Source organism: Streptomyces sp. DSM 15324, from assembly GCF_001514285.1.
Classification (GTDB): domain Bacteria; phylum Actinomycetota; class Actinomycetes; order Streptomycetales; family Streptomycetaceae; genus Streptomyces.
In genome coordinates, this window is the sequence record NZ_KQ949046.1 from 18,394 (window position 1) to 42,194 (window position 23,801).

General features: G+C 72.5%; 2 protein-coding genes and 1 pseudogene. All 3 read right to left on the reverse strand.

Annotation, left to right across the window (positions count from 1 at the left end):
• A pseudogene (locus AQJ58_RS39590) lies at positions 1–10,437 on the reverse strand (SDR family NAD(P)-dependent oxidoreductase); the annotation flags it as partial.
• A 120-nt stretch (positions 10,438–10,557) separates the two neighbouring features.
• On the reverse strand, positions 10,558–20,667 hold the full coding sequence (locus tag AQJ58_RS39595) for a type I polyketide synthase (RefSeq protein ID WP_067259426.1): 10,110 nt from the start codon (positions 20,665–20,667) through the stop codon (positions 10,558–10,560).
• 147 nt (positions 20,668–20,814) lie between these two features.
• The coding region (locus AQJ58_RS39600; RefSeq protein WP_159056410.1) for a type I polyketide synthase at positions 20,815–23,801 on the reverse strand (2,987 nt) is incomplete at its 5' end.

Sequence of the window (23,801 nt, forward strand, 5' to 3'; positions counted from 1 at the left end):
CTGGACACGCGGCACATAGACGACGCCATCGCGAACCGCGAGCTGCGGTTCGTCCCCGGCGAGCACGGCGTCCAGCGCGTCTGCCGGCCACAGCCCGCCGTCGGCGTCCAGGAGGACGAACCGGCCGGGGTTCTCCGTCTGGGCCGACCGCAGCAGGCCCCAGGCCGGGGCGGCCGCGACGTCCGTGACACCCTCGTCCGGCCCGGCCGCCACCGCGCCCCGCGTGACCAGTACCAGCCGCGACGAGGCGAACCGCTCCTCCGCCAGCCAGCCCTGCACCAGCTCCAAGGCCCGGTACGCGGCGTCGTGCGCCGCCCTGACCGTGTCCTCGCCCGGCGCCGCCACCGTGAACGGGACGAGCACCGCGCCCGGCAGTACGCCGCCGTTGTCGACGGCAGAGACCAGGTCCGTCAGGTCGGCGTGGACGGTCGGCCGGGCCGGGAGACCGGTCACGGCATCCGGCGAGCCGACGACCGCCCACACGGCCTTCGCGTCGTGGGCCGCGGCGGCGCGCGGCAGCGGCGTCCACTCGACGCGGAAGAGGGTGTCAGGCGTCCCGGTCACGCCTGCGAGGTGCTCGGGGGCAAAGGGACGCAGGACCAGCGAATCGACCGTGGCGACGGGCTGTCCGGTGCCGTCGGCGAGGCTGACCGACAGCGCGTCCGCACCCACCGGCGCCAACCGCACCCGCACCACCGACGCACCCGACGCGTACAGCGACACCCCACGCCACTCGAACGGCAACCGCGCCCGACCGTCCGAGAAGAACCCACCCAGCCGCACACCGTGCAACGCCGCATCCAACAACGCCGGATGCAGACCAAAACGAGCCGCGTCCTCACGCTGCCCCTCGGCCAGCTCCACCTCGGCGAACACCTCGTCACCGAGCCGCCAGGCAGCACGCACCCCCTGGAACACCGGCCCATAGCCGTACCCGTCGGCCAGGAACCCCTCGTACAGGCCCTCAACATCCACCGCCACAGCCCCGACCGGCGGCCACACCACCAGCTCCACCGCACCCGCCGACGCCGACGCCGACACACCACCCACCGCCAGCACACCCGTCGCATGACACGTCCAGGGGCTCTCCGCCGGCGCGTCTTCTCGCCGGGAATACACGGTGAACGCGCGACCGCCCTCCGCACCGGACTCGGCAACCGTGATCCTCAGCTGCACACCACCCTGTTCGGGCAGCGTCAGCGGGGCCTCGATGATCAGCTCCTCGACCGCCTCGCAGCCGACCTCGTCACCGGCCCGGACGGCCAGCTCCACGAAGGCGGTCCCCGGCAGCAGCACCACACCGCCGACCGCGTGATCCGCCAGCCACGGATGCGTCCGCAGCGACAACCGACCGGTGAGAACCACACCTGTCGAGTCCGGAAGCTCCACCGCCGCCCCGAGCATCGGGTGCTCCGCCGCCACGAGCCCGAGCCCGGGCAGCGCACCGGCCGCCGCAACAGCGGTACCCAGCCAGTAGTGGCGGTGCTGGAAGGCGTAGGTGGGCAGGTCGACGTGATACGCCCCGGTCCCGGTGAAGGCCTGGGCCCAGTCGACGTCGATGCCGTGGACCCACAGCTCACCCAGGGAGGCCAGGAAACGGTCCAGGCCACCGTCGTCGCGGCGCAGACTGCCGGTGACGACCGCCTCGTCGGCGGTGTCCTGGATACCCATGGCGAGCACCGGGTGCGCCGACACCTCCACGAACACCGTATGGTCCTGGCCCGCGAGGGCGCGTACGGCCTCCTCGAAGCGGACCGTGCGGCGCAGGTTGCGATACCAGTACCCGCCATCCAGGGCCTGGGTGTCGAGCCAGTCGGCCTCGACCGTGGAGAAGAACGGCACCGTGGAGGTCCGCGGGCGGACCTCGGCCAGGACCCGGGCCAGCTCCTCCTCGATCCGCTCCACGTGGGACGTGTGGGAGGCGTAATCCACCAGGATACGACGAGCACGGACCTCGTCGGCCTCGCAGGCGGCGATCAGCTCGTCCAGGGCTGCGGGCTCGCCCGCGACGACGACCGAGGCCGGGCCGTTGAGCGCCGCGATCTCGATACGACCGTCCCAGGCGGCGATCCGCCCGGCAGCCTGTTCGGCGCCGAGCGCCAGGGAGAGCATGCCGCCGTCACCGGCCAGCCCGGCCGCGATCGCCTTCGACCGCAAGGCCACCACCCGGGCACCATCCCTGAGGGTCAGCCCACCAGCGACGCACGCGGCAGCGATCTCACCCTGCGAATGCCCCACCACCGCGGCGGGTTCGACGCCGTAGGAACGCCACAGCGCGGCCAGGGACACCATCACGGCCCACGACAGGGGCTGCACCACGTCGACGCGCTCCAGCGACGGCGCACCCGAGGCCCCGCGAAGGACGGCTTCCACGTCCCAGTCCACGAACTCTGCCAACGCCTGGGCGCACTCGGCGAACCGCTCGGCGAACACCGGAGCGGAGTCCAGCAGCTCCACACCCATCCCGGCCCACTGCGCACCCTGACCCGGGAACACGAACACCACCCGGCCACCAGAACCCGTCCCGGGATTCAAGTCACCCAGGCCAGCGAGGAGTTCGTCCCGGTCACGGCCGACCACAACCGCGCGGTGCTCGAACCGCGCCCGGCCCGCCAGCGTGAAACCCACGTTCACCGGAGAGAACTCCGGCTCCTCCGCCAGGCGAGCGAGCAGCCTCCCGGCCTGCTCCCGCAGCGCCTCGGCACTACGCGCCGACAGCACCCACGGCACCGCCACCGGCTCCACCACAGCACGCCGCTCGATCTCCGGCGCCTGCTCCAGAATCACATGCGCATTCGTGCCGCTCACGCCGAAGGACGAGACACCAGCCCTGCGCGGACGCCCCTCGGTCCCGGGCCACTCGCGCGCCTCGGTGAGCAGCTCCACCGCCCCCGCCGACCAGTCCACCTTCGACGACGGCAGATCCGCATGCAGCGTCCGCGGCAGCACACCATGCCGCATCGCCTCAACCATCTTGATCACACCGCCGACACCCGCAGCCGCCTGCGCATGCCCGATGTTCGACTTCAACGACCCCAGCCACAACGGCCGCTCCCGGTCCCGCCCGTACGTCGCGATCAGCGCCTGCGCCTCGATCGGATCCCCGAGCGTCGTCCCCGTCCCGTGCGCCTCGACCGCGTCCACATCACCGGCCGACAGCCCGGCGTTCGCCAGCGCCGCCCGGATCACCCGCTGCTGAGACGGCCCGTTGGGAGCGGTCAGACCATTACTGGCACCGTCCTGATTGACAGCCGACCCACGCACCACGGCCAGCACCGGATGCCCGTTGCGCCGCGCGTCCGACAGCCGCTCCAGGACCAGCATGCCCACTCCCTCGGCCCAGCCCGTGCCGTCGGCGTCGTCGGAGAAGGACCGGCAGCGGCCGTCCGCGGACAGGCCCCGCTGCCGGCTGAACTCCACGAACGCCATGGACGTTGCCATGACGTTCACGCCGCCGGCCAGGGCCAGGGTGCACTCGCCCGACCGCAGGGCCTGCGCCGCCAGGTGGAGAGCGACCAGCGAGGACGAGCACGCGGTGTCCACCGTCACCGCCGGGCCCTCCAGGCCCAGCGTGTAGGCCACGCGGCCGGAGATTGCGGAGGTGGTGCTGCCGGTGAGGTAGTAGCCCTCGCTGCCCTCACCGGCCTGCTCCGCGCCGAAGGCGTAGCCCTGGGCCGCGGCGCCGGCGAAGACGCCGGCCTGGTGGCCGCGCAGGGAGGTGGGGTCGATGCCCGCGCGTTCCAGGGCCTCCCACGACGACTCCAGCAGCAGCCGCTGCTGCGGGTCCATCGCCAGCGCCTCACGCGGCGAGATCCCGAAAAAGCCCGCGTCGAACTCGGCCGCGGTGTGGAGGAATCCGCCGCTGCGGACGTACGACGTGCCGGGGCGGTCGGGATCGGCGTCGTACAGCGCGTCGAGATCCCAGCCGCGGTCCGTGGGGAAACCGGTGATGCCGTCACCGCCGGAGGCCAGCAGCTCCCACAGGGCCTCGGGAGAGTCGGCGTCTCCGGGATAACGGCAGCTCATGCCGACGATCGCGATGGGGTCGTCGTCCGCCGGCGTCGCGCCGGCCGGGCCGACTGCGGTCGCGCCGGGGCCGGGTACGGTGCCGAGCAGTTCGTCGCGCAGGTGACCGGCCAGGGCGCCGGGGGTCGGGTGGTCGAAGACGAGCGTGGCGGGCAACCGCAGGCCGGTCGCGGAGTTGAGGCGGTTGCGGAGTTCCACCGAGGTCAGGGAGTCGAACCCGAGCTCCTTGAAAGCGCGGTTCTCCCCCACCGCGGCCGCGGACCCGTGGCCGAGGACGGTCGCGACGTGCCCGCGGACGAACTCCGACAGCGAAGCCAGTTGTTCGGCCTCCGGGCGTCCCGTCAGTTGCCGTACGAGGGCCGAGAGACCGGCCGTGGACTGCTCCCCTGCGGCCGCGGCCCGGGCTCGGGGTACGGCGGGGCCGCGGACCAGGCCGCGCAGCAGCGCCGGAAGAGAATCCTGGGCGGCGCGCAGCGCGGCCGTGGCGAACCGGACGGGCAGCGTCAGCGCGGCGTCGGCCGCGACGGCGGTGTCGAAGAGGGCCAGCGCCTCCTCGGAGGGCAGGGCGGTCAGGCCGGAGCGGGCGATACGAGCGAGGTTGACGTCGCCCAGCTCGCCCGTCATGGCGCTGCGCTGCTCCCAGAAGCCCCAGGCCAGCGAGGTCGCGGGGAGTCCCTCGGCGCGACGGGCGGCGGCCAGGGCGTCGAGGAAGGTGTTGGCCGCGGCGTAGTTGCCCTGGCCGGCGTTGCCCAGCACGCCAGAGACGGACGAGAACAGGACGAACACGGACAGGTCGAGATCGCGGGTCAGCTCGTGCAGGTTCCAGGCGGCGTCGGCCTTCGGGCGCAGCACCGTGTCGATCCGCTCGGGGGTGAGCGCCGGCAGCATGCCGTCGTCCAGTACGCCGGCGGTGTGGACGACGGTCGTGAGCGGCCGGTCGGCCGGGATGCCGTCCAGGAGGTCCGCCAGCGCCTGCCGGTCGGCGACGTCGCAGGCCACCAGGTGGGCCCGGGCGCCGAGAGCGCCGAGTTCGGCGACGAGCTGGGCGGCACCGTCGGCGGCCGGGCCGCTGCGGCTGACGAGCAGGAGGTTCCGTACGCCGTGCCGCTCCACGAGGTGGCGGGCCACCAGTCGGCCGAGGGTGCCGGTGGCGCCGGTCACCAGGGCGGTGCCTGCTCCGCTGCCGGCCGGCGGTGCGGGCACGGTGAGGACCACCTTGCCGATGTGCCGGGCCTGGCTGAGGTGCCGGAACGCCTCGGCCGCCCGTCGCACGTCCCAGGAGGCGACCGGCAGCGGAGTGAGCACGCCCTGCGCGAACAACTCCAGCAGTTCGGTGAGCATTTCCTGGGTGCGGTCGAGCCCGGCGTCGCCGAGGTCGAACGCGCGGTAGGTGACGCCCGGGTGGGCCGCGGCGACCTCGGCGGGGTCGCGCTGGTCGGTCTTGCCCATCTCCAGGAAGCGTCCGCCACCCGGCAGAAGCCGCAGGGAGGCGTCCACGAACTCGCCCGCGAGCGCGTCCAGCACCACGTCCGTGCCGCGACCGCCGCTCGTCGTGCGGAAGCGCTCCTCGAAATCGAGGGTGCGGGACGAGGCGATGTGCGCATCGTCCAGTCCGGCGGCGCGCAGCGCGTCCCACTTGCCCTCGCTCGCCGTGCCGTAGACCTCGGCCCCCCAGTGCCGCGCCAGCTGGACGGCGGCCATGCCGACGCCGCCGGCGGCGTTGTGCACGAGGACCGACTCCCCGGCGCGCAGGCCGGCCAGGTCACGCAGGCCGTAGTACGCGGTGAGGAAGACGACGGGCACGGACGCGGCCTGGACGAAGGACCAGTCGGCGGGCATGGGGGCGAGCATCCGCCGGTCGGTGACGGCGACGGGGCCGAACGCCCCGGAGAAGACACCCAGCACGCGATCGCCGACGGCCAGGTCGGTCACGCCTTCGCCGACCTCTAGGACGACGCCGGCGGCCTCGTTGCCCATCACCTGCTGGTTCGGCACCACGCCCAGGGCGAGCAGGACGTCCCGGAAGTTCATGCCGGCGGCGCGCACCTGGACCCGTACCTGGCCGGGCGCGAGCGGCTCCTCGGCCGATGGGCACTCCCGCAGCTCCAGATTGCCGAAGGAGCCCTTGACCGGGATCTCCAGCCGCCAGGCGGACGTCCCGGCCGGCGGGACCAGCGCGCCGCCGGCCCGGCCGGCCCGGGCCAGCCGCGGTACCCGGACCTCGCCACCGCGCACCGCCACCTGCGGTTCGTCCTGTGCCACCGCCCACAGCAGGGCACCCGGCAGCACATCCCTGGAGGCCTCGGTGTCGTCGGTGTCGAGCAGCAGGAACCGGTGCGGGTTCTCGGTCTGCGCCGACCGCAGCAGCCCCCACACCGGCGCCCCCGCGAGATCGGCCACCCCCTCGTCCGGGCCCGCGGCCACGGCACCCCGCGTCACCAGCGCCAGCCGTGTCCCGGCCGCCGCGAACCGCTCGTCCGACAGCCATGCCTGTACGACGTCCAGGGCGCGGTGGGCCGCGGCGCGCGCGGCCTCCGCCATCCGGCACTCCCCCTCCGACGTCGCCGCAACGGGCAGGACGACGATGTCCGGGAGGGCGGTACCGGCGGCCACCGCGTCGCCCAGCGCGGCCAGGTCATGGTGACGGCCGGCCGTCGGGCGGGCTCCGACGGCTGCGGGATCGTCCCCGATCAGCGCCCAGCGGCCGGAGGCGGAGGCGTGGTCCGCCACGGCCGACGCCTGGACCGACGTCCAGTCGAGGTGGAAGAGCGCGTCGTGCCCCGGCGTACGGGCGGCGTCCGCGGCAGCCGCGAGCTGCTCCCGGTCGACGGGCAGACAGACCAGCGACTCCACGGTGGCGACGGGCTGTCCGGTGCCGTCGGCGAGGCTGACCGACAGCGCGTCCGCACCCACCGGCGCCAACCGCACCCGCACCACCGACGCACCCGACGCGTACAGCGACACCCCACGCCACTCGAACGGCAACCGCGCCCGACCGTCCGAGAAGAACCCACCCAGCCGCACACCGTGCAACGCCGCATCCAGCAACGCCGGATGCAGACCAAAACGAGCCGCGTCCTCACGCTGCCCCTCGGCCAGCTCCACCTCGGCGAACACCTCGTCACCGAGCCGCCAGGCAGCACGCACCCCCTGGAACACCGGCCCATAGCCGTACCCGTCGGCCAGGAACCCCTCGTACAGGCCCTCAACATCCACCGCCACAGCCCCGACCGGCGGCCACACCGCCAGCTCCGCCGCACCCGCCGACGCCGACACACCACCCACCGCCAGCACACCCGTCGCATGACACGTCCAGTCCGTGTCGGCCGAGGCGTCGCCGACGCGGGAGTACACGGTCAGCGACCGCCGTCCCGTCGCGTCCGGCTCGCCCACCATGAGCTGGAGCTGTACGTCCTCGGTCTCCGGCATGATCAGCGGCGTCTGGAGGGTCAGTTCCTCCACGACAGGGCAGCCGACCTGGTCACCGGCCCGGACCGCGAGTTCCACGAAGGCCGTGCCGGGCAGCAGCACCGCCCCGGCCACGGCGTGGTCCGCCAGCCACGGATGCGTCCGGAGTGAGAGCCGACCGGTCAGCAACAGCCCCTCGACACCGGCGAGTTCGACGGCAGCGCCGAGCAGGGGGTGCTCCACCGAGCCCAGCCCAAGACCGGTCGCGGCAGCGGAATCCGTCGCGTGGGCGGGCGCGTCGAGCCAATAGCGGTGGCGTTGGAAGGCGTAGGTCGGCAGATCGACACGCTGGGCGCCGGTACCGGTGAACACCGCCTTCCAGTCCACATCGACACCATGCGCCCACACACGCGCCAGCGCCGAGAGCAACGCCCTCTCCTCCGGCCGGCCACTGCGCAGCGCCGGAACGAACACCGCGTCCGCGGCCACCTGCGACCCCGGGCCCGTCAGTACACCGTCCGGACCCAGCTCCAGGAACACCGACACACCCTGCGCCGCCAACTCCCGCACTCCGTCGGCGAAACGGACCGCCTCACGCACATGACGCACCCAGTACTCCGGGCTGCAGACCTCGCCTGCGGCGGCGATCCGGCCGGTCAGGTTCGACACCAGGGGGATCTGCGGCGCCGTGTAGGTGAGGCCTTCCGCGACCGCCCGGAACTCCGCCAGCATCGGCTCCATACGCGGCGAGTGGAACGCATGCGAAACCGCAAGACGCCTGATACGACGCCCCCGCCCCGACAACTCCGCCGCCAACGCCGCAACCGCGTCCTCATCACCGGACACCACCACCGACATAGGCCCATTGAGCGCCGCAACACCCACCCGGCCCTCACCACCAGCAAGCATGCCGGTCACTTCTTCCTCAGTGGCCTCCACCGCCACCATCGCCCCACCAGCAGGCAAGCCATCCATCAACCGACCACGCGCCGCCACCAGCCGAGCCGCGTCCTCAAGCGACCACACACCAGCCACACACGCAGCCACCAACTCACCCACCGAATGCCCGCCCACGAAATCCGGACACACACCCAAAGACGACACCAGCCGGAACAAGGCCACCTCAACCGCGAACAACGCAGCCTGAGCGAACACCGTCCGATCCAGCAAAGCGGCCTCAGAACCGAAGACGACATCCCGCACACCACTGCCAGCACCCAGCTCCGCATCCAACGCCACACACACAGCATCGAAAGCCTCAGCAAACACCGGGAAACGCCCATACAGCTCCCGGCCCATCCCCAGCCGCTGCGACCCCTGACCCGAGAACAACACCGCCAACCGCCCACCAACCACGCCACCAGCCACGCCACCAACCGCGCCACCCACGATCAGCCCCGAAGCCGACCCACCCCGCGCCAAAGCCTCCAGCCCCGCCACCAGCTCCTCACCCGAAGACCCCACCACCACAGCCCGGTCCTCCAACACCGCCCGCCCCGCCAGCGACCACCCCACATCCACCGGCGAAACACCCCCACCCACACAGGACAACAACCCCTCCCCCTGCGCCCGCAACGCCCCCTCCCCACGCCCGGACACCACCCACGGCACCACCGAAGGCACCCCAACCACACCCTCCACCACCAACCCCGAAACCTCCGGAGCCTCCTCCACAATCACATGCGCATTCGTGCCACTCACACCGAAGGAGGAAATGCCCGCCCGACGCGGCCCTCCCGTCTCCGGCCAGGCGCGCTGCTCCGTGAGGACGCGGACGGCGCCGGTGGACCAGTCGACCTGGGGGGTGGGTTCGTCGACGTAGAGGGACTGCGGCAGGGCACCGTGCCGTATCGCCTCGACCATCTTGATGACGCCGGCGACACCGGCGGCGGCGGCCGTGTGGCCGATGTTCGCCTTGAGGGAGCCGATCCACAGCGGGCGGTCGGCCGGACGTCCCTGGCCGTAGGTGGCGAGCAGGGCCTGGGCCTCGATCGGGTCACCAAGGGTGGTGCCCGTGCCGTGGGCCTCGACGGCGTCCACCTGTGCGGTGGTGAGCCCGGCGTTGGCTAGGGCGGCGCGGATCACGCGCTGCTGCGACGGCCCGTTCGGCGCCGTAAGACCGTTGCTCGCGCCGTCCTGGTTGACGGCCGAACCGCGCACGACCGCCAGCACCGGATGCCCGTTGCGCCGCGCGTCCGACAGCCGCTCCAGCAGCAGCATGCCCACGCCCTCACCCCACGCCGTACCGTCTGCCGCGGCGGCGAAGGGGCGGCAGCGTCCGGTGCGGGAGAGCGCGCCTTGACGGCTGAACTCCACGAATGTCTCGGGGGTGGCCATGACCGTGACGCCGCCGGCGAGGGCGAGGGAGCACTCGTCGTTGCGCAGCGCCTGGACCGCCAGATGCAGGGTGACCAGCGAGGACGAGCAGGCCGTGTCGACGGTCACCGCCGGGCCCTCGAGGCCGAAGGTGTACGACAGGCGCCCGGAGACCACGCTGGCCGCGACGCCGGTGGCGAGGTAGCCCTCGGACTGCTTGGGGGCCCGGCGCAGCAGGGCGGCGTAGTCCTGGCCGTTGGTGCCGGCGAAGACTCCGGTGCGGCTGCCCTTCAGCGACGTCGGGTCGATGCCGGCCCGCTCGATGGCCTCCCACGAGGTCTCCAGCAGCAGCCGCTGCTGCGGGTCGAGTGCCGTCGCCTCACGCGGGGAGATCCCGAAGAAGGCGGGGTCGAAGTCGCCGACGTGGGTGAGGAATCCGCCTTCGCGGACGTACGACGTTCCCGGCCGCGACAGCTCCGGGTCGTACAGGCCCTCGGTGTCCCAGCCACGGTCGGCGGGGAACTCGGAGAAGGCGTCCTCGCCCGAGGCGAGCAGCTGCCACAGCCGTTCGGGCGAGTCGACCCCGCCGGGGAAGCGACAGCTCATCCCCACGATCGCGATGGGCTCGCGCTCTCCCGACTCCACTTCCTGGAGGCGTTGCCGTGCTTCGTGAAGTTCGCCAGTCACTCGCTTCAGGAAGTAACGGAGCTTGTCCTCGCTGGTGTTGGTCACGCCGTACTACTCCAAGTCCGGGAAGTCGTCACGCGGTGCGCGGAGAAGGGAACCAAGGGGGATGGGGGCCGGGGGTCAGGAGATGCCGAGTTCGTTGCTGATGAAGTCGAAGACGTCGTCGTCGGAGGCCGTGGCGAGCTTGTCGGCCGCCCGGCCCGGTTCGGACTCGGGTCCCTCGGCGGGAGTGCACAGCTGGAGCAGTGCCTTCAGCCGCAGGGAGATCTCGTTCCGGGCGTCGTCCTCGGCCTCTCCGACGAGTGCGGAGATGTCCGACGCGAGCCGGTCGAGTTCCCCGACCACGCTGTCGAAGTGCCGGGCCCCTTCGGAGCTCAGCTCCGCCCGCAGGCGGTCGGCGAGGAGCTGGGGCGTGGGGTGGTCGAAGACGAGCGTCGCCGGCAGCGTCAGGCCGGTCGCGGCCTTCAGCCTGTTCCGTAGTTCGACGGCGGTGAGCGAGTCGAAGCCCAGTTCCTTGAACGCCCGGTCGGCGGCCACGGCCTCCGCGTCCGGGAACGCCAGCACCCTGGCCACATGGGTGCGTACGAGGTCCAGCAGCGCGCGGGCCCGCTCGACCGGAGAGAGACCGCCGAGCTCGGCACGCAACGACTCGGCAGGGTCACCGGCCGTACCGGCACCGTCGTCGGCAACCGTCTCCAGCGCGCGACGCGCCTCCGGGATCTCCGCGATGAGCGGAGCAGGGCGAGCGGTCGCGAGCCGCGGTGCGAAGCGTTGCCAGTCGACGTCCGCGACGACGACCTGCTCCTCGCCCCGGCCCAGCACCGACTCCAGCGCCTTCAGCGCATCACCCGGCTCCATCGGCGCGACCCCGCCACGGTCTGCCCACGACTGCCTGGCCCCACCCACGGCCAGCCCGTCACCGGCCCAACGGCCCCACGCCACCGACGTGGCCGACAGCCCCTGAGCCCGGCGCCCAGCCGCCAACCCGTCCAGACAGGCATTCGCCGCCGCGTAGTTCGCCTGACCGGCACCCCCCACCGTCCCCGCCAGCGACGAGAACAGCACGAACACCTCCAGCCCCAGATCCCGGGTCAGCTCGTGCAGATGCCAGGCGGCCTCCGCCTTCGCCCCCAGCACACCCGCCAGCCGCCGCGGCGACAACGCCTCGATCACACCGTCGTCCAGCACACCCGCGGTGTGCACCACACCCGTCAGCGCGGGAATCGACGCCGCCCCCAGGGAATCCAGCAGCACCCGGACCTGCTCACGATCAGCCACATCACACGCAGCCACCGTCACCCCAACACCACAAGCCTCCAGCTCACCACACAGAACATCGACCCCCGGCGCCTGCCCACCCCGACGGGAGACCAGCACCAGATGCTCCACCCCCCGCCCCGCCAGCCAGCGCGCCACATGCCCGCCCAGAGCACCCGTGCCACCGGTCACCAGAACCGTCCCCCGCGCACTCCACTCCCCCACACCAACACCACCAACACCACCAACACCACCAGCACCACCAGCACCACCAGCACGCACCAGCCGACGCCCGAAGACCCCCGCCGAACGCACCGCGACCTGATCCTCACCAACAACACCCGCCAGCACCGCACCGAGCCCGTCCTCCACCCGGCCGTCGAAGACCTCCGGCAGATCGACCAGCCCACCCCAACGCTCCGGGTACTCCAGGGCAGCCACCCGGCCAAAACCCCACACCCCGGCCTGCACCGGACTCGCCACCCGATCCGCACCACCGACACCGACGGCACCCCGGGTCACACACCACAACGGCCCCTCAACCCCGGCATCCCCCAGCGCCTGCACCAACTGAAGAGTGCCGGCCAGACCGGCCGAGACCCCACCACCCACCGCATCCGCCGACTCGTCCAACGCCAGCAACGACAACACCCCCGCCGAAGCCGCCACACCCCGCAGCGCACCGGCCAACCCAGCCCGGTCAACACCCGGCTCGACCGGGAACCGCAGCACCTCGGCTCCCTTCGCGTCGAGGGCCCGGAACAACGCAGACGTCCACTCGTCCTCGACAAGCCCGGCAGGCACCACGACCAGCCAGGTACCGGACAGCGCCTCGGCCCTCATGGGCACCGGCCGCCACACGACGCGGTACTGCCAGCCCTCCAACCGGGCCTCGTCCCGCCGCTCCCGCCGCCACGACGACAACACCGGCAACGCCGCCCTCAACGGCTCGTCCGGCGACACACCAAGAACCGACGCCAGCGACTCCAGGTCCCCGCTCTCCACAACCTCCCAGAACCGCGCATCGGCCGGATCAGTCGCCGTGGCGGCCTCGGCGGGGGGCCCGTCGAGCCAGTAGCGGCGGCGCTGGAAGGCATACGTCGGCAGGTCGACGTGGTACGCACCCGTGCCGGCGAACGCCTGAGACCAGTCCACTTCCACGCCACGGACCCACAGCTCGCCCAGCGAGGCCAGGAAACGGTCCAGGCCTCCGTCGTCCCGGCGCAGACTGCCGGTGACGACCGCCTCGTCGGCGGTGTCCTGGATGCTCATGGCGAGCACCGGATGCGGGCTGACCTCGACAAACGCCTCGAAACCGGCTTCTGCCAGCGCCTCGACCGCAGCCTGGAAGCGGACCGTGCGGCGCAGGTTGCGATACCAGTACCCGGCATCCAGAGCCTGGCTGTCGATCCAGTCGCCCTCCACCGTGGAGAAGAACGGAACGGTGGAGGTCTGCGGGCGGACCTCGGCCAGGACCCGGGCCAGCTCCTCCTCGATCCGCTCCACATGGGACGTGTGGGAGGCGTAATCCACCGGAATACGACGAGCACGCACGCCATCGGCCTCGCAGGCGGCGATCAGCTCGTCCAGGGCGGCGGGCTCGCCCGCCACCACGACCGAGGCCGGGCCGTTGAGCGCCGCGATCTCGACACGACCGTCCCAGGCGGCGATCCGCCCGGCAGCCTGCTCCGCACCGAGCGCCACGGAGACCATGCCACCGTCACCGGCCAGGCTCGCCGCGATCGCCTTCGACCGCAGCGCCACCACCCGGGCACCATCCCTGAGCGTCAGCCCACCAGCAACACACGCGGCAGCGATCTCACCCTGCGAATGCCCCACCACCGCGGCGGGTTCGACGCCATAGGAACGCCACAACGCGGCCAGCGACACCATCACCGCCCACGACAGCGGCTGCACCACATCGACACGCTCCAGTGACGGAGCACCCGGAGCACCCCGCAGGACCGCCTCCGCGTCCCAGTCCACGAACTCAGCCAGCGCCCGGGCACACTCCGCGAACCGCCCGGCGAACACCGCAGCGGAGTCCAGCAGCTCCACACCCATCCCGGCCCACTGCGCACCCTGGCCCGGGAAGACGAACACCACCCGCCCTCCAGAACCCGACGAGACGTTCAAGTCGCCCAGTCCGGCGAGGAGTTCACTGCGGTCACGGCCGACCACAACGGCCCGGTGCTCGAACCGCGCCCGGCCCGCCAGCGTGAAACCCACGTTCACCGGAGAGAACTCCGGCTCCTCCCCCAGCCGAGCGAGCAGCTTCCCGGCCTGCTCCCGCAGCGCCTGCGCACTCCGAGCCGACAGCAGCCACGGCACCGCCACCGGCTCCACCACGGCACGCCGCTCGGCCTCCGGCACCTGCTCCAGAATCACATGCGCGTTCGTGCCACTCACACCGAACGACGAGACACCAGCCCGACGCGGACGCTCCCCCGTCTCCGGCCACTCCCGCGCCTCCGTCAGCAGCTCCACCGCCCCCGCCGACCAGTCCACCTTCGACGACGGCTCGCCCACATGCAACGTCCGAGGCAGCACACCATGCCGCATCGCCTCGACCATCTTGATCACACCGCCGACACCCGCAGCCGCCTGCGCATGCCCGATATTCGACTTCAACGACCCCAGCCACAGCGGCCGATCCCGGTCCCGCCCATACGCCGCGATCAACGCCTGCGCCTCGATCGGATCCCCAAGCGTCGTCCCCGTCCCGTGCGCCTCGACCGCGTCCACCTCCGACGCCGAAAGCCGCGCGTTCGCCAGCGCCGCCCGGATCACCCGCTGCTGCGACGGCCCGTTCGGCGCCGTAAGACCATTACTGGCACCGTCCTGATTGACAGCCGACCCACGCACCACCGCCAGCACCGGATGCCCGTTGCGCCGGGCGTCCGACAGCCGCTCCAGCAGCAGCATGCCCACACCCTCGGCCCAGCCCGTGCCGTCCGCGTCGTCGGAGAAGGACCGGCAGCGGCCGTCCGCGGACAGGCCCCGCTGCCGGCTGAACTCCACGAAGGTCGTCGGGGTCGACATCACCGTCACGCCACCCGCCAGGGCCAGCGAGCACTCGCCCGCCCGCAGGGCCTGCGCCGCCAGGTGGAGAGCGACCAGCGAGGACGAGCACGCCGTGTCCACCGTCACCGCCGGGCCCTCCAGGCCGAAGGTGTAGGAGATGCGCCCGGAGGCGACACTGCCCGCGCTGCCGTTGCCCAGGTAGCCCTCGAAGCCCTCCGGTGCACCGCCGAGCCGGGAGCCGTAGTCGTTGTACATGACCCCCGTGAAGACGCCCGTCCGGCTGCCGCGCAGGGACTTCGGGTCGATGCCCCCGCGCTCCAGTGCCTCCCAGGAGGTCTCCAGGAGCAGCCGCTGCTGTGGGTCGGTGGCGAGTGCCTCGCGCGGTGACATGCCGAAGAACTCGGGGTCGAAGTCGGCCGCGTCGTGCAGGAAACCGCCCTCACGGACGTAGCTCTTGCCCTTGCGGTCCGGGTCCGGGTCGTACAGGGCGTCCAGGTCCCAGCCACGGTCCGTCGGGAAGGGCGAAATCGTGTCCGTACCCGCGACGACGAGGTTCCACAGGTCCTCGGGGGTGGTCACGCCGCCGGGAAGGCGGCAGCTCATCGCGACGATGACGATGGGGTCCTCGTCGAGCGGCGCTCGCACCGGGAGGGGCTCGGCGGTGAATTCGCCTGCGAATCCGGTGAGTTCACCCAGCAGGTGGTTCGCCAGAGCGGTGGGCGTGGGGTGGTCGAAGACGAGGGTGGCTGGCAGTCGTAGACCGGTCGCCGCGTTCAGGCGGTTCCGCAGGTCAACGGCCGTCAGCGAGTCGAAGCCCAGCTCCTTGAACGCCCGGCTCTCCTCCACGGACGCGGCCGAGCCGTGCCCCAGCACCGCGGCCACCTGCCCGCGTACCAGCTCGGACAGCTCCTGCATCCTGGCATCCGGCGACAGCCCGGCCAGCCGGTCCGCCAGGCCCGAACCAGCACTCGCCTGCTCACTCGCACGCGCCCGGCGCACCCGGCCACCACCGGCCACCGAGCGCAGCACCGAGGGCACCCCGGCCCCCAGGCCGCGCAGCGCCGCCGCGTCGAACCGCACCGGCACCACCGACGCCGGCCCCGCAGTCACAGCCGCGTCCAGGAGCTTCAGTCCCTCACCGGAGGTCAGCGCCTTGAGCCCAGACCGTGCGATGCGTGCGAGGTCCGCGTCGCTCAGCTCACCGGTCATGCCGCTGCGCTGCTCCCAGAAGCCCCACGCCAGCGAGACCACGGGCAGCCCTTCGGTGCGGCGGGCAGCGGCCAGCGCGTCCACGAACGCGTTCGCCGCCGCGTAGTTGCCCTGACCCGCACTTCCCAGCACACCGGACGCCGACGAGAACAGCACGAACGCCGACAGACCAAGGCCACGGGTCAGCTCATGCAGGTTCCAGGCACCGTCCACCTTGGGCCGCAGCACCGCCGCCAGCTGCTCCGGAGTCAGAGACGACACCGTACCGTCGTCCAGCAAACCGGCCGTGTGCACCACACCCGTCAGCGGGTGCTCGGCCGGGATCCCCGCCAGCACCTGGGCCAGCGCCCCGCGATCGGCGACATCACACGCCACCAACGAGGCCTCGGCGCCCAACTCACGCAGATCGGCGATCAGTTCAGCGGCCCCAGCGGCCTCCGGGCCGCTGCGGCTGAGCAGCAACAGCCGCCGTACCCCATGAGCCGTCACCAGATGCCGCGCCACCAGACCACCCAGCGTGCCGGTCGCGCCCGTCACGACCACCGTGCCCGTGCCGAACCCGCCGGCCGGGTCCGCGGCACCCGCGCGCATCCGACCCAGCCGTGGCACGCGCACATCACCGGAACGCACCGCCAGCTGCGGCTCGTCCCGCTCCACCGCCCACTCGAGCGCCGTCGGCAGTACGCTCCACGAGGTCTCGGCAGCGTCGACGTCCACCAGCACGAACCGGCCCGGGTTCTCCGTCTGGGCCGACCGCAGCAGACCCCACACCGCGGCCGCCCCGAGATCAGTCACCCCGTCCTCGGCACCGGCCGCCACCGCACCCGAGGTCACCAGCACCAGCCGCGACGACGCGAACCGCTCCTCCGCCAGCCACCCCTGCACCAGCTCCAGGGCCGTACGAAGAGCCGTATGCACGGCGTCCGCGGTCGTCCCGGAGGTGTCCGCCGAACTCGCGAAGCGGCAGACGACCAGGTCCGGTACGTCCTTCCCGGCGGCGAGAGAGTCGAAGTCCGAGTATGTCGGCCCGCCGATCGGCGACTGACCGACGAAGGCCCACGTGACCGTGCCCGCGGCCTGCGGCGCCGGCGTGGCAGCCGTCCACTGAAGCTCGAACAGTGCGTCGTGCAGGGTGCCTCGGGCCGAGGCGAGCTGTTCTCGGTCGAGGGGCCGGGTCAGCAGCGAGCCGATGGTCGCGACGGGCCGCCCGGTGCCGTCGGCGACGGTCAGCGACAGGGCGTCCGCGCTGGTCGGCACCAGACGTACCCGCAGCACCGACGCACCCGACGCGTACAGCGACACCCCACGCCACTCGAACGGCAACCGTGCCCGACCGTCGGAGAAGAACCCGCCCAGCCGCGCAGCATGCAACGCCGCATCCAGCAGTGCGGGGTGCAGGCCGAAGCGAACCGCCTCGTCCCGCTGCTCCTCCGCCGCCTCGACCTCGGCGAACACCTCGTCGCCGCGCCGCCAGGCGGCACGCAGCCCCTGGAACGCCGGGCCATAGCTGTATCCGGCAGCGGCCAGATCGTCGTACAGCTCGTCGGTCTCGACCCGCACGGCACCCGACGGCGGCCAGGCCACCAGGTCGGCACCGGCCTCGACGGCCTCCCGCGCCAGCACGGCGGTGGCGTGGCACGTCCATGCGTCTCCGGGCGACTCCGCCAGGGCCTCCGCCGCGCCGTCGACACAGGAGTACACACCGACCGTCCGCCGACCATCGGCGCCGGGCTCCCCGACCGTGACCCGCAGCCGGACCCCGCCCTGTTCGGGCAGCGTCAGCGGGGCCTGGAGGGTCAGCTCCTCGACCGCCTCGCAGCCGACCTCGTCACCGGCCCGGACGGCCAGCTCCACGAAGGCGGTACCGGGCAACAGCACCACACCGCCGACCGCGTGATCCGCCAGCCACGGATGCGTCCGCAGCGACAACCGGCCCGTCAGGACCACACCATCCGCGTCAGGAAGGTCCATGACCGCCCCCAGCATCGGATGCCCGGCGGCCGACAGACCCACGGCCGCCGTACCGGCGCCGGCCGTCGGGCTGACGTCGAGCCAGTAGCGGCGGCGCTGGAAGGCATACGTCGGCAGGTCGACATGGTGTGCACCCGTGCCGGCGAACGCCTGAGACCAGTCCACCTCCACGCCACGGACCCACAGCTCACCCAGGGAGGCCAGGAAGCGGTCCAGGCCGCCGTCGCCGCGGCGCAGACTGCCGGTGACGACCGCCTCGTCGGCGGTGTCCTGGATACCCATGGCGAGCACCGGGTGCGCCGACACCTCCACGAACACCGTGTGATCCTGATCGGCGAGGGCGCGTACGGCCTCCTCGAAGCGGACCGTCCGGCGCAGGTTGCGATACCAGTACCCGCCATCCAGAGCCTGGGTGTCGATCCAGTCGGCCTCCACCGTGGAGAAGAACGGCACCGTGGAGGTCCGCGGGCGCACCTCGGCCAGGACCTTGGCGAGGTCCTTCTCGATCCGCTCCACGTGGGACGTGTGGGAGGCGTAATCCACCGGGATACGACGAGCACGCACGCCCTCGGCCTCGCAGGCGGCGATCAGCTCGTCCAGGGCGGCGGGCTCACCCGCGACCACGACCGAGGCCGGGCCGTTGAGCGCAGCGATCTCGATACGACCGTCCCAGGCGGCGATCCGCCCGGCAGCCTGCTCGGCGCTGAGCGCCAGGGAGAGCATGCCGCCGTCACCGGCCAGCCCGGCCGCGATCGCCTTCGACCGCAAGGCCACCACCCGGGCACCATCCCTGAGCATCAGCCCACCAGCGACACACGCGGCAGCGATCTCACCCTGCGAATGCCCCACCACCGCGGCGGGTTCGACGCCGTAGGAACGCCACAGCGCGGCCAGGGACACCATCACCGCCCAGGACAGGGGCTGCACCACGTCGACGCGCTCCAGCGACGGCGCACCAGAGGCACCGCGAAGGACCGCCTCCACGTCCCAGTCCACGAACTCAGCCAACGCCTGGGCGCACTCGGCGAACCGCTCGGCGAACACCGGAGCGGAGTCCAGCAACTCCACACCCATCCCGGCCCACTGCGCACCCTGACCCGGGAACACGAACACCACCCGGCCACCAGAACCCGACGAGACGTTCACGGCAGACAGCCCAGCGAGGAGTTCGTCCCGGTCACGGCCGACCACAACCGCGCGGTGCTCGAACCGCGCCCGGCCCGCCAGCGTGAAACCCACATTCACCGGAGAGAACTCCGGCTCCTCCCCCAGGCGAGCGAGCAGCCTCCCGGCCTGCTCCCGCAGCGCCCCCGCACTACGCGCCGACAGCACCCACGGCACCGCCACCGGCTCCACCACAGCCGACCGCTCGATCTCCGGCGCCTGCTCCACAATCACATGCGCATTCGTGCCGCTCACGCCGAAGGACGAGACACCCGCCCGACGCGGACGCTCCCCCGTCTGCGGCCACTCCCGCGCCTCCGTCAGCAGCTCCACCGCCCCCGCCGACCAGTCCACCTTCGACGACGGCACACCCACATGCAGCGTCTGCGGCAGCACACCATGCCGCATCGCCTCAACCATCTTGATCACACCGCCGACACCCGCGGCCGCCTGCGCATGCCCGATGTTCGACTTCAACGACCCCAGCCACAACGGCCGCTCCCGGTCCCGCCCATACGTCGCGATCAGCGCCTGCGCCTCGATCGGATCCCCGAGCGTCGTCCCGGTCCCGTGCGCCTCGACCGCGTCCACCTCCGACGCCGAAAGCCGCGCATTCGCGAGGGCCGCCCGGATCACCCGCTGCTGAGACGGTCCGTTGGGAGCGGTCAGACCATTACTGGCACCGTCCTGATTGACAGCCGACCCACGCACCACGGCCAGCACCGGATGCCCGTTGCGCCGGGCGTCCGACAGCCGCTCCAGCAGCAGCATGCCCACTCCCTCGGCCCAGCCCGTGCCGTCGGCGTCGTCGGAGAAGGACCGGCAGCGGCCGTCCGGGGACAGGCCCCGCTGCCGGCTGAACTCCACGAAGAGGCTCGGGGTGGCGATGGCGGTGACGCCGCCGGCCAAGGCCAGGGTGCACTCCCCCGACCGCAGCGCCTGCACCGCTAGATGCAGCGCCACCAGCGAGGACGAGCACGCCGTGTCCACCGTCACCGCCGGGCCCTCCAGGCCCAGCGTGTAGGCCACGCGGCCCGAGGCGATGCTGCCGGCGCTGCCGTTGATGAGGTAGCCCTCGAATTCGGCCGCGGTGCCGCCGTAAATGCGTGCCGCACCGTAGTCGTCGTACATGACGCCCGCGAATACGCCGGTACGGCTGCCGCGCACCGAATTCGGGTCGATACCCGCCCGCTCGAACACCTCCCAGGACGTCTCCAGCAGCAACCGCTGCTGCGGGTCCATCGCCAGCGCCTCACGCGGCGAGATGTCGAAGAACTCCGCGTCGAACCGGTCGAGATCGTGGAGGAATCCGCCTTCTCTGGCGTACGTCCTGCCCTTGCTCTCCGGGTCGGCGTCGTAGAGGGAGTCGAGGTCCCAGCCGCGGTTCGTGGGGAAGGCGGACACCGCGTCGGTGCCGGACGCGGCGAGGTTCCAGAGGTCCTCGGGACCGGCGACTCCGCCCGGGTAGCGGCAGCTCATCGCGGTGATCGCGATCGGCTCCGCGTCGGCGTCCTCCAGTTCACGCAAACGCTGCCGGGCCTGGTGCAGGTCTCCGGTGACACGCCTGAGGTAGGCGCGAAGCTTTTCTTCGTTTGCCGTACTCACGCTTTCCCCCTCCGCGTTCCGCGTTCCACGCCGAACAGCGTTCATGTGAGTGATGTGCAGTGCATTGCAGCGCATTGCAGCGCATTGCAGTGAAGTGCAATGCATTGCAGTGAAGTGAAGTGGTCGGTCAGGAATGGGTGGCTGGGATCAGAGTTCCTCGTCGATGAACTGGAAGAGGTCGTCGTCGCTGGCCTGGTCGAGTTTGTCGGCCAGGCTGAGCGCGACATCCGCACCGCCTGCTCCGTCCCCTTCGCACTGGGCGAGCAGCTTGTGCAGCCGGGTCGCGATGAGTCCGCGCTCCGGGTCGTCCTGGGCGAGTCCGGTGAGCGCCGACTCGAGGGCGTCGAGTCCGCGCAGACCGTCCGCGACCGCGGACGCGGTGCGTGCCGGGGCGAGTTCGGCCGCCAGGTGCGCCGCCAGCGCGCCCGGGGTCGGGTGGTCGAAGGTCAGGGTGGCCGGCAGCCGCAGTCCCGTCTCCCGGCCCAGCAGGTTCCGCAGTTCGATCGCGGTCAGCGAGTCGAAGCCGACGTCCTTGAAGGGCCGTGCCGCCATCACGCCCGCCGGGGTGGCGTGCCCCAGCGCCGTGGCCGCGTGGGTGCGGACGAGGTCGAGGACGGCGCGGTGCCGTTCGTCCTCGGTGAGGGCCGCGAGCCGTTCCCGCAGGTCCGGGCCCGTGCCCTCGGCTCCCGCTCCTCCGGTCGCCGCTGCGGCGCCGGTGTCGCTCGCGGCGGACCGCCGCACGGGTACGCGTACCAGCCCGCGCAGCAGCGTCGCCACGCCGTCGCCGTCCTGCCCGTCCGTGGCCCGGGCGCGCAGCGCGGCGGGGTCCAGCCGGATCGGCAGCAGCACGGCGTCGTCCGCCCGGCCGGCGGCGTCGAACAGCGCCAGTGCGCGGTCGGAGTCCAGGGCGGCGATGCCCAGGCGGGCCAGCCGGTGCCGGGCGCCCTCGCCCAGCCGCTCGGTCATGCCGCTGCGCTCGGCCCACAGGCCCCAGGCCAGCGAGCGGGCGGGCAGCCCGAGCGCCTGGCGGTGGTGGGCGAGTGCGTCCAGGAAGACGTTGGCCGCGGCGTAGACGCCCTGGCCCGCAGTGCCGAGCGTGCCGGCAGCGCCCGAGAACAGGATGAACGCCGACAGGTTCGACTCGCGCGTCAGCTCGTGGAGGTGGAGCGCGGCGTCGGCCTTCGGGCGCAGCACCCGGTCGATCTGGTCGGGCGTGACGGCGGTCAGGGTGGCGTCGTCCAGCACACCGGCCGCGTGCACCACCGCGGTCAGCGGATGCTCGTGCGGTACGCCGTCCAGCAGCCGTTCCAGGGCGGCGCGGTCGGCGGTGTCGCAGGCGACCAGGGTGACCTGGGCGCCCCGTGCGGTGAGTTCCTCGCGCAGCTCGGCGGCACCCTCGGCATCCGGGCCGCTCCGGCTGGTGAGCAGCAGGTGGCGTACGCCGTACTCGGTGACGAGGTGCCGGGCGAGCAGGCTGCCGAGGCCACCGGTGGCTCCGGTGACCAGCACCGTGCCCGACGGGTCGAGCAGCCGGCCCACGACGGATGGCCGGGGGGCCGCCGGTCGCAGCCGGGGGACGAGCGGTTCCCCGGCACGTACGGCGAACTGGGGCTCGCCCGAGGCCAGCGCGGCCACCAGGGCCGGGCGCGAGGTCTCGTCCCGGTCCAGGTCGGCCAGGAGGAACCGGCCGGGGTGCTCGGACTGCGCGGAGCGGATCAGGCCCCACAACGGCGCCTTCGCCAGGTCGGGCCGCTCGCCCGCACCGGTCACGACGGCCCCGCGCGTGAGGAAGACCAGCCGGGACGCCGCGAACCGCTCGTCGTCCAGCCAGGTCCGCGCGGTCGCCACCGCGCCCTCGACCGTCGTACGCGCGCCGTCCGCGGTGCCCGCGAGGGCCTTGTCGCCGTCGTCCTCACCGCAGTCGCCGTCGTCCTCACCGGAGGTGTACGCCACCAGCACCACGTCCGGTACGTCCGTCTCACCGGCGTCGACCGCGGCGGACAGCGCCGCCAGATCCGGGTGGACGGACACCTCGCCGGGCGCGCCGGGGACATCGCGAAGGTGGACGCTGAGCTTGACCTCGTCGGGGCCGACCACGGCCCACGCCCCGGTACTCCCGGACGCGACGACCTGCCGCAGCGGCTCCCACTCGACGCGGAACAGCCCGCCGTCATGACGCTCCGCTGCCGCGGCGAGCTGTTCGGGCGCGACAGGCCGCAGCACGAGCGAGTCGATCACGGCCACCGGCCGACCGGCGCCGTCGGCGACGACCACCGAGGCCCCGTCACCCCCGGCCGGCGTCAACGCCGCCCGCACGACCGAGGCCCCGGCCGCGCGCACGGAGATCCCGCGCCACGCGAACGGCAGCACGAGAGCGGGCCGCTCACCGTGGAAGCCACCCATGCGCAGTCCGTGCAGTGCCGCGTCCAGCAGGGCCGGATGCAGCGCGTGCCCGGCGGCAGACTCCCGCTGGCCGTCCGGGAGCGCCGCCTCGACGAACACCTCGTCACCGCGCCGCCAGGCCGCGCGCACGCCCCGGAACACCGGGCCGTAGTCGTAGCCGTCGGCGGCGAACTCCTCGTACAGAGGGCCCGTGTCCACGGCCACGGCACCTTCCGGCGGCCACACCGTCAGATCGCGCACCGGCGGCACGGGGCTCTCGGCGACCGCCAGCACGCCCTCGGCGTGTCTGGTCCACTCGTCGCCGTAGGACAGTTCTTCCCGCCGGGAGTGAAGGGTGAGCGTACGCCGCCCGGCCTGGTCCGGCGCCCCGACGGTCACCCGCAGCCGGGTCCCGCCCGTCTCCGGAACGATCAACGGCGCCCGCAGCGTCAGCTCCTCCACGACAGCGCAGCCCACCTGGTCACCGGCCCGCACTGCCATGTCCACGAACGCGGTCCCGGGCAGCAGCACCGCCCCGGCCACCGCGTGGTCGGCCAGCCACGGATGCGTTCGCAGCGACAGCCGACCCGTCAGTACGACACCGCCGTCGGGGAGTTCGACCGATGCGCCCAGCAACGGATGCTCCGCCGACTCCGCGCCGAGCGCGACCATCGCGGCTTCCGGCGTCCCAGTGCTGGTGTCGAGCCAGTAGCGGTGGCGTTGGAAGGCGTAGGTCGGCAGGTCGATGCGAG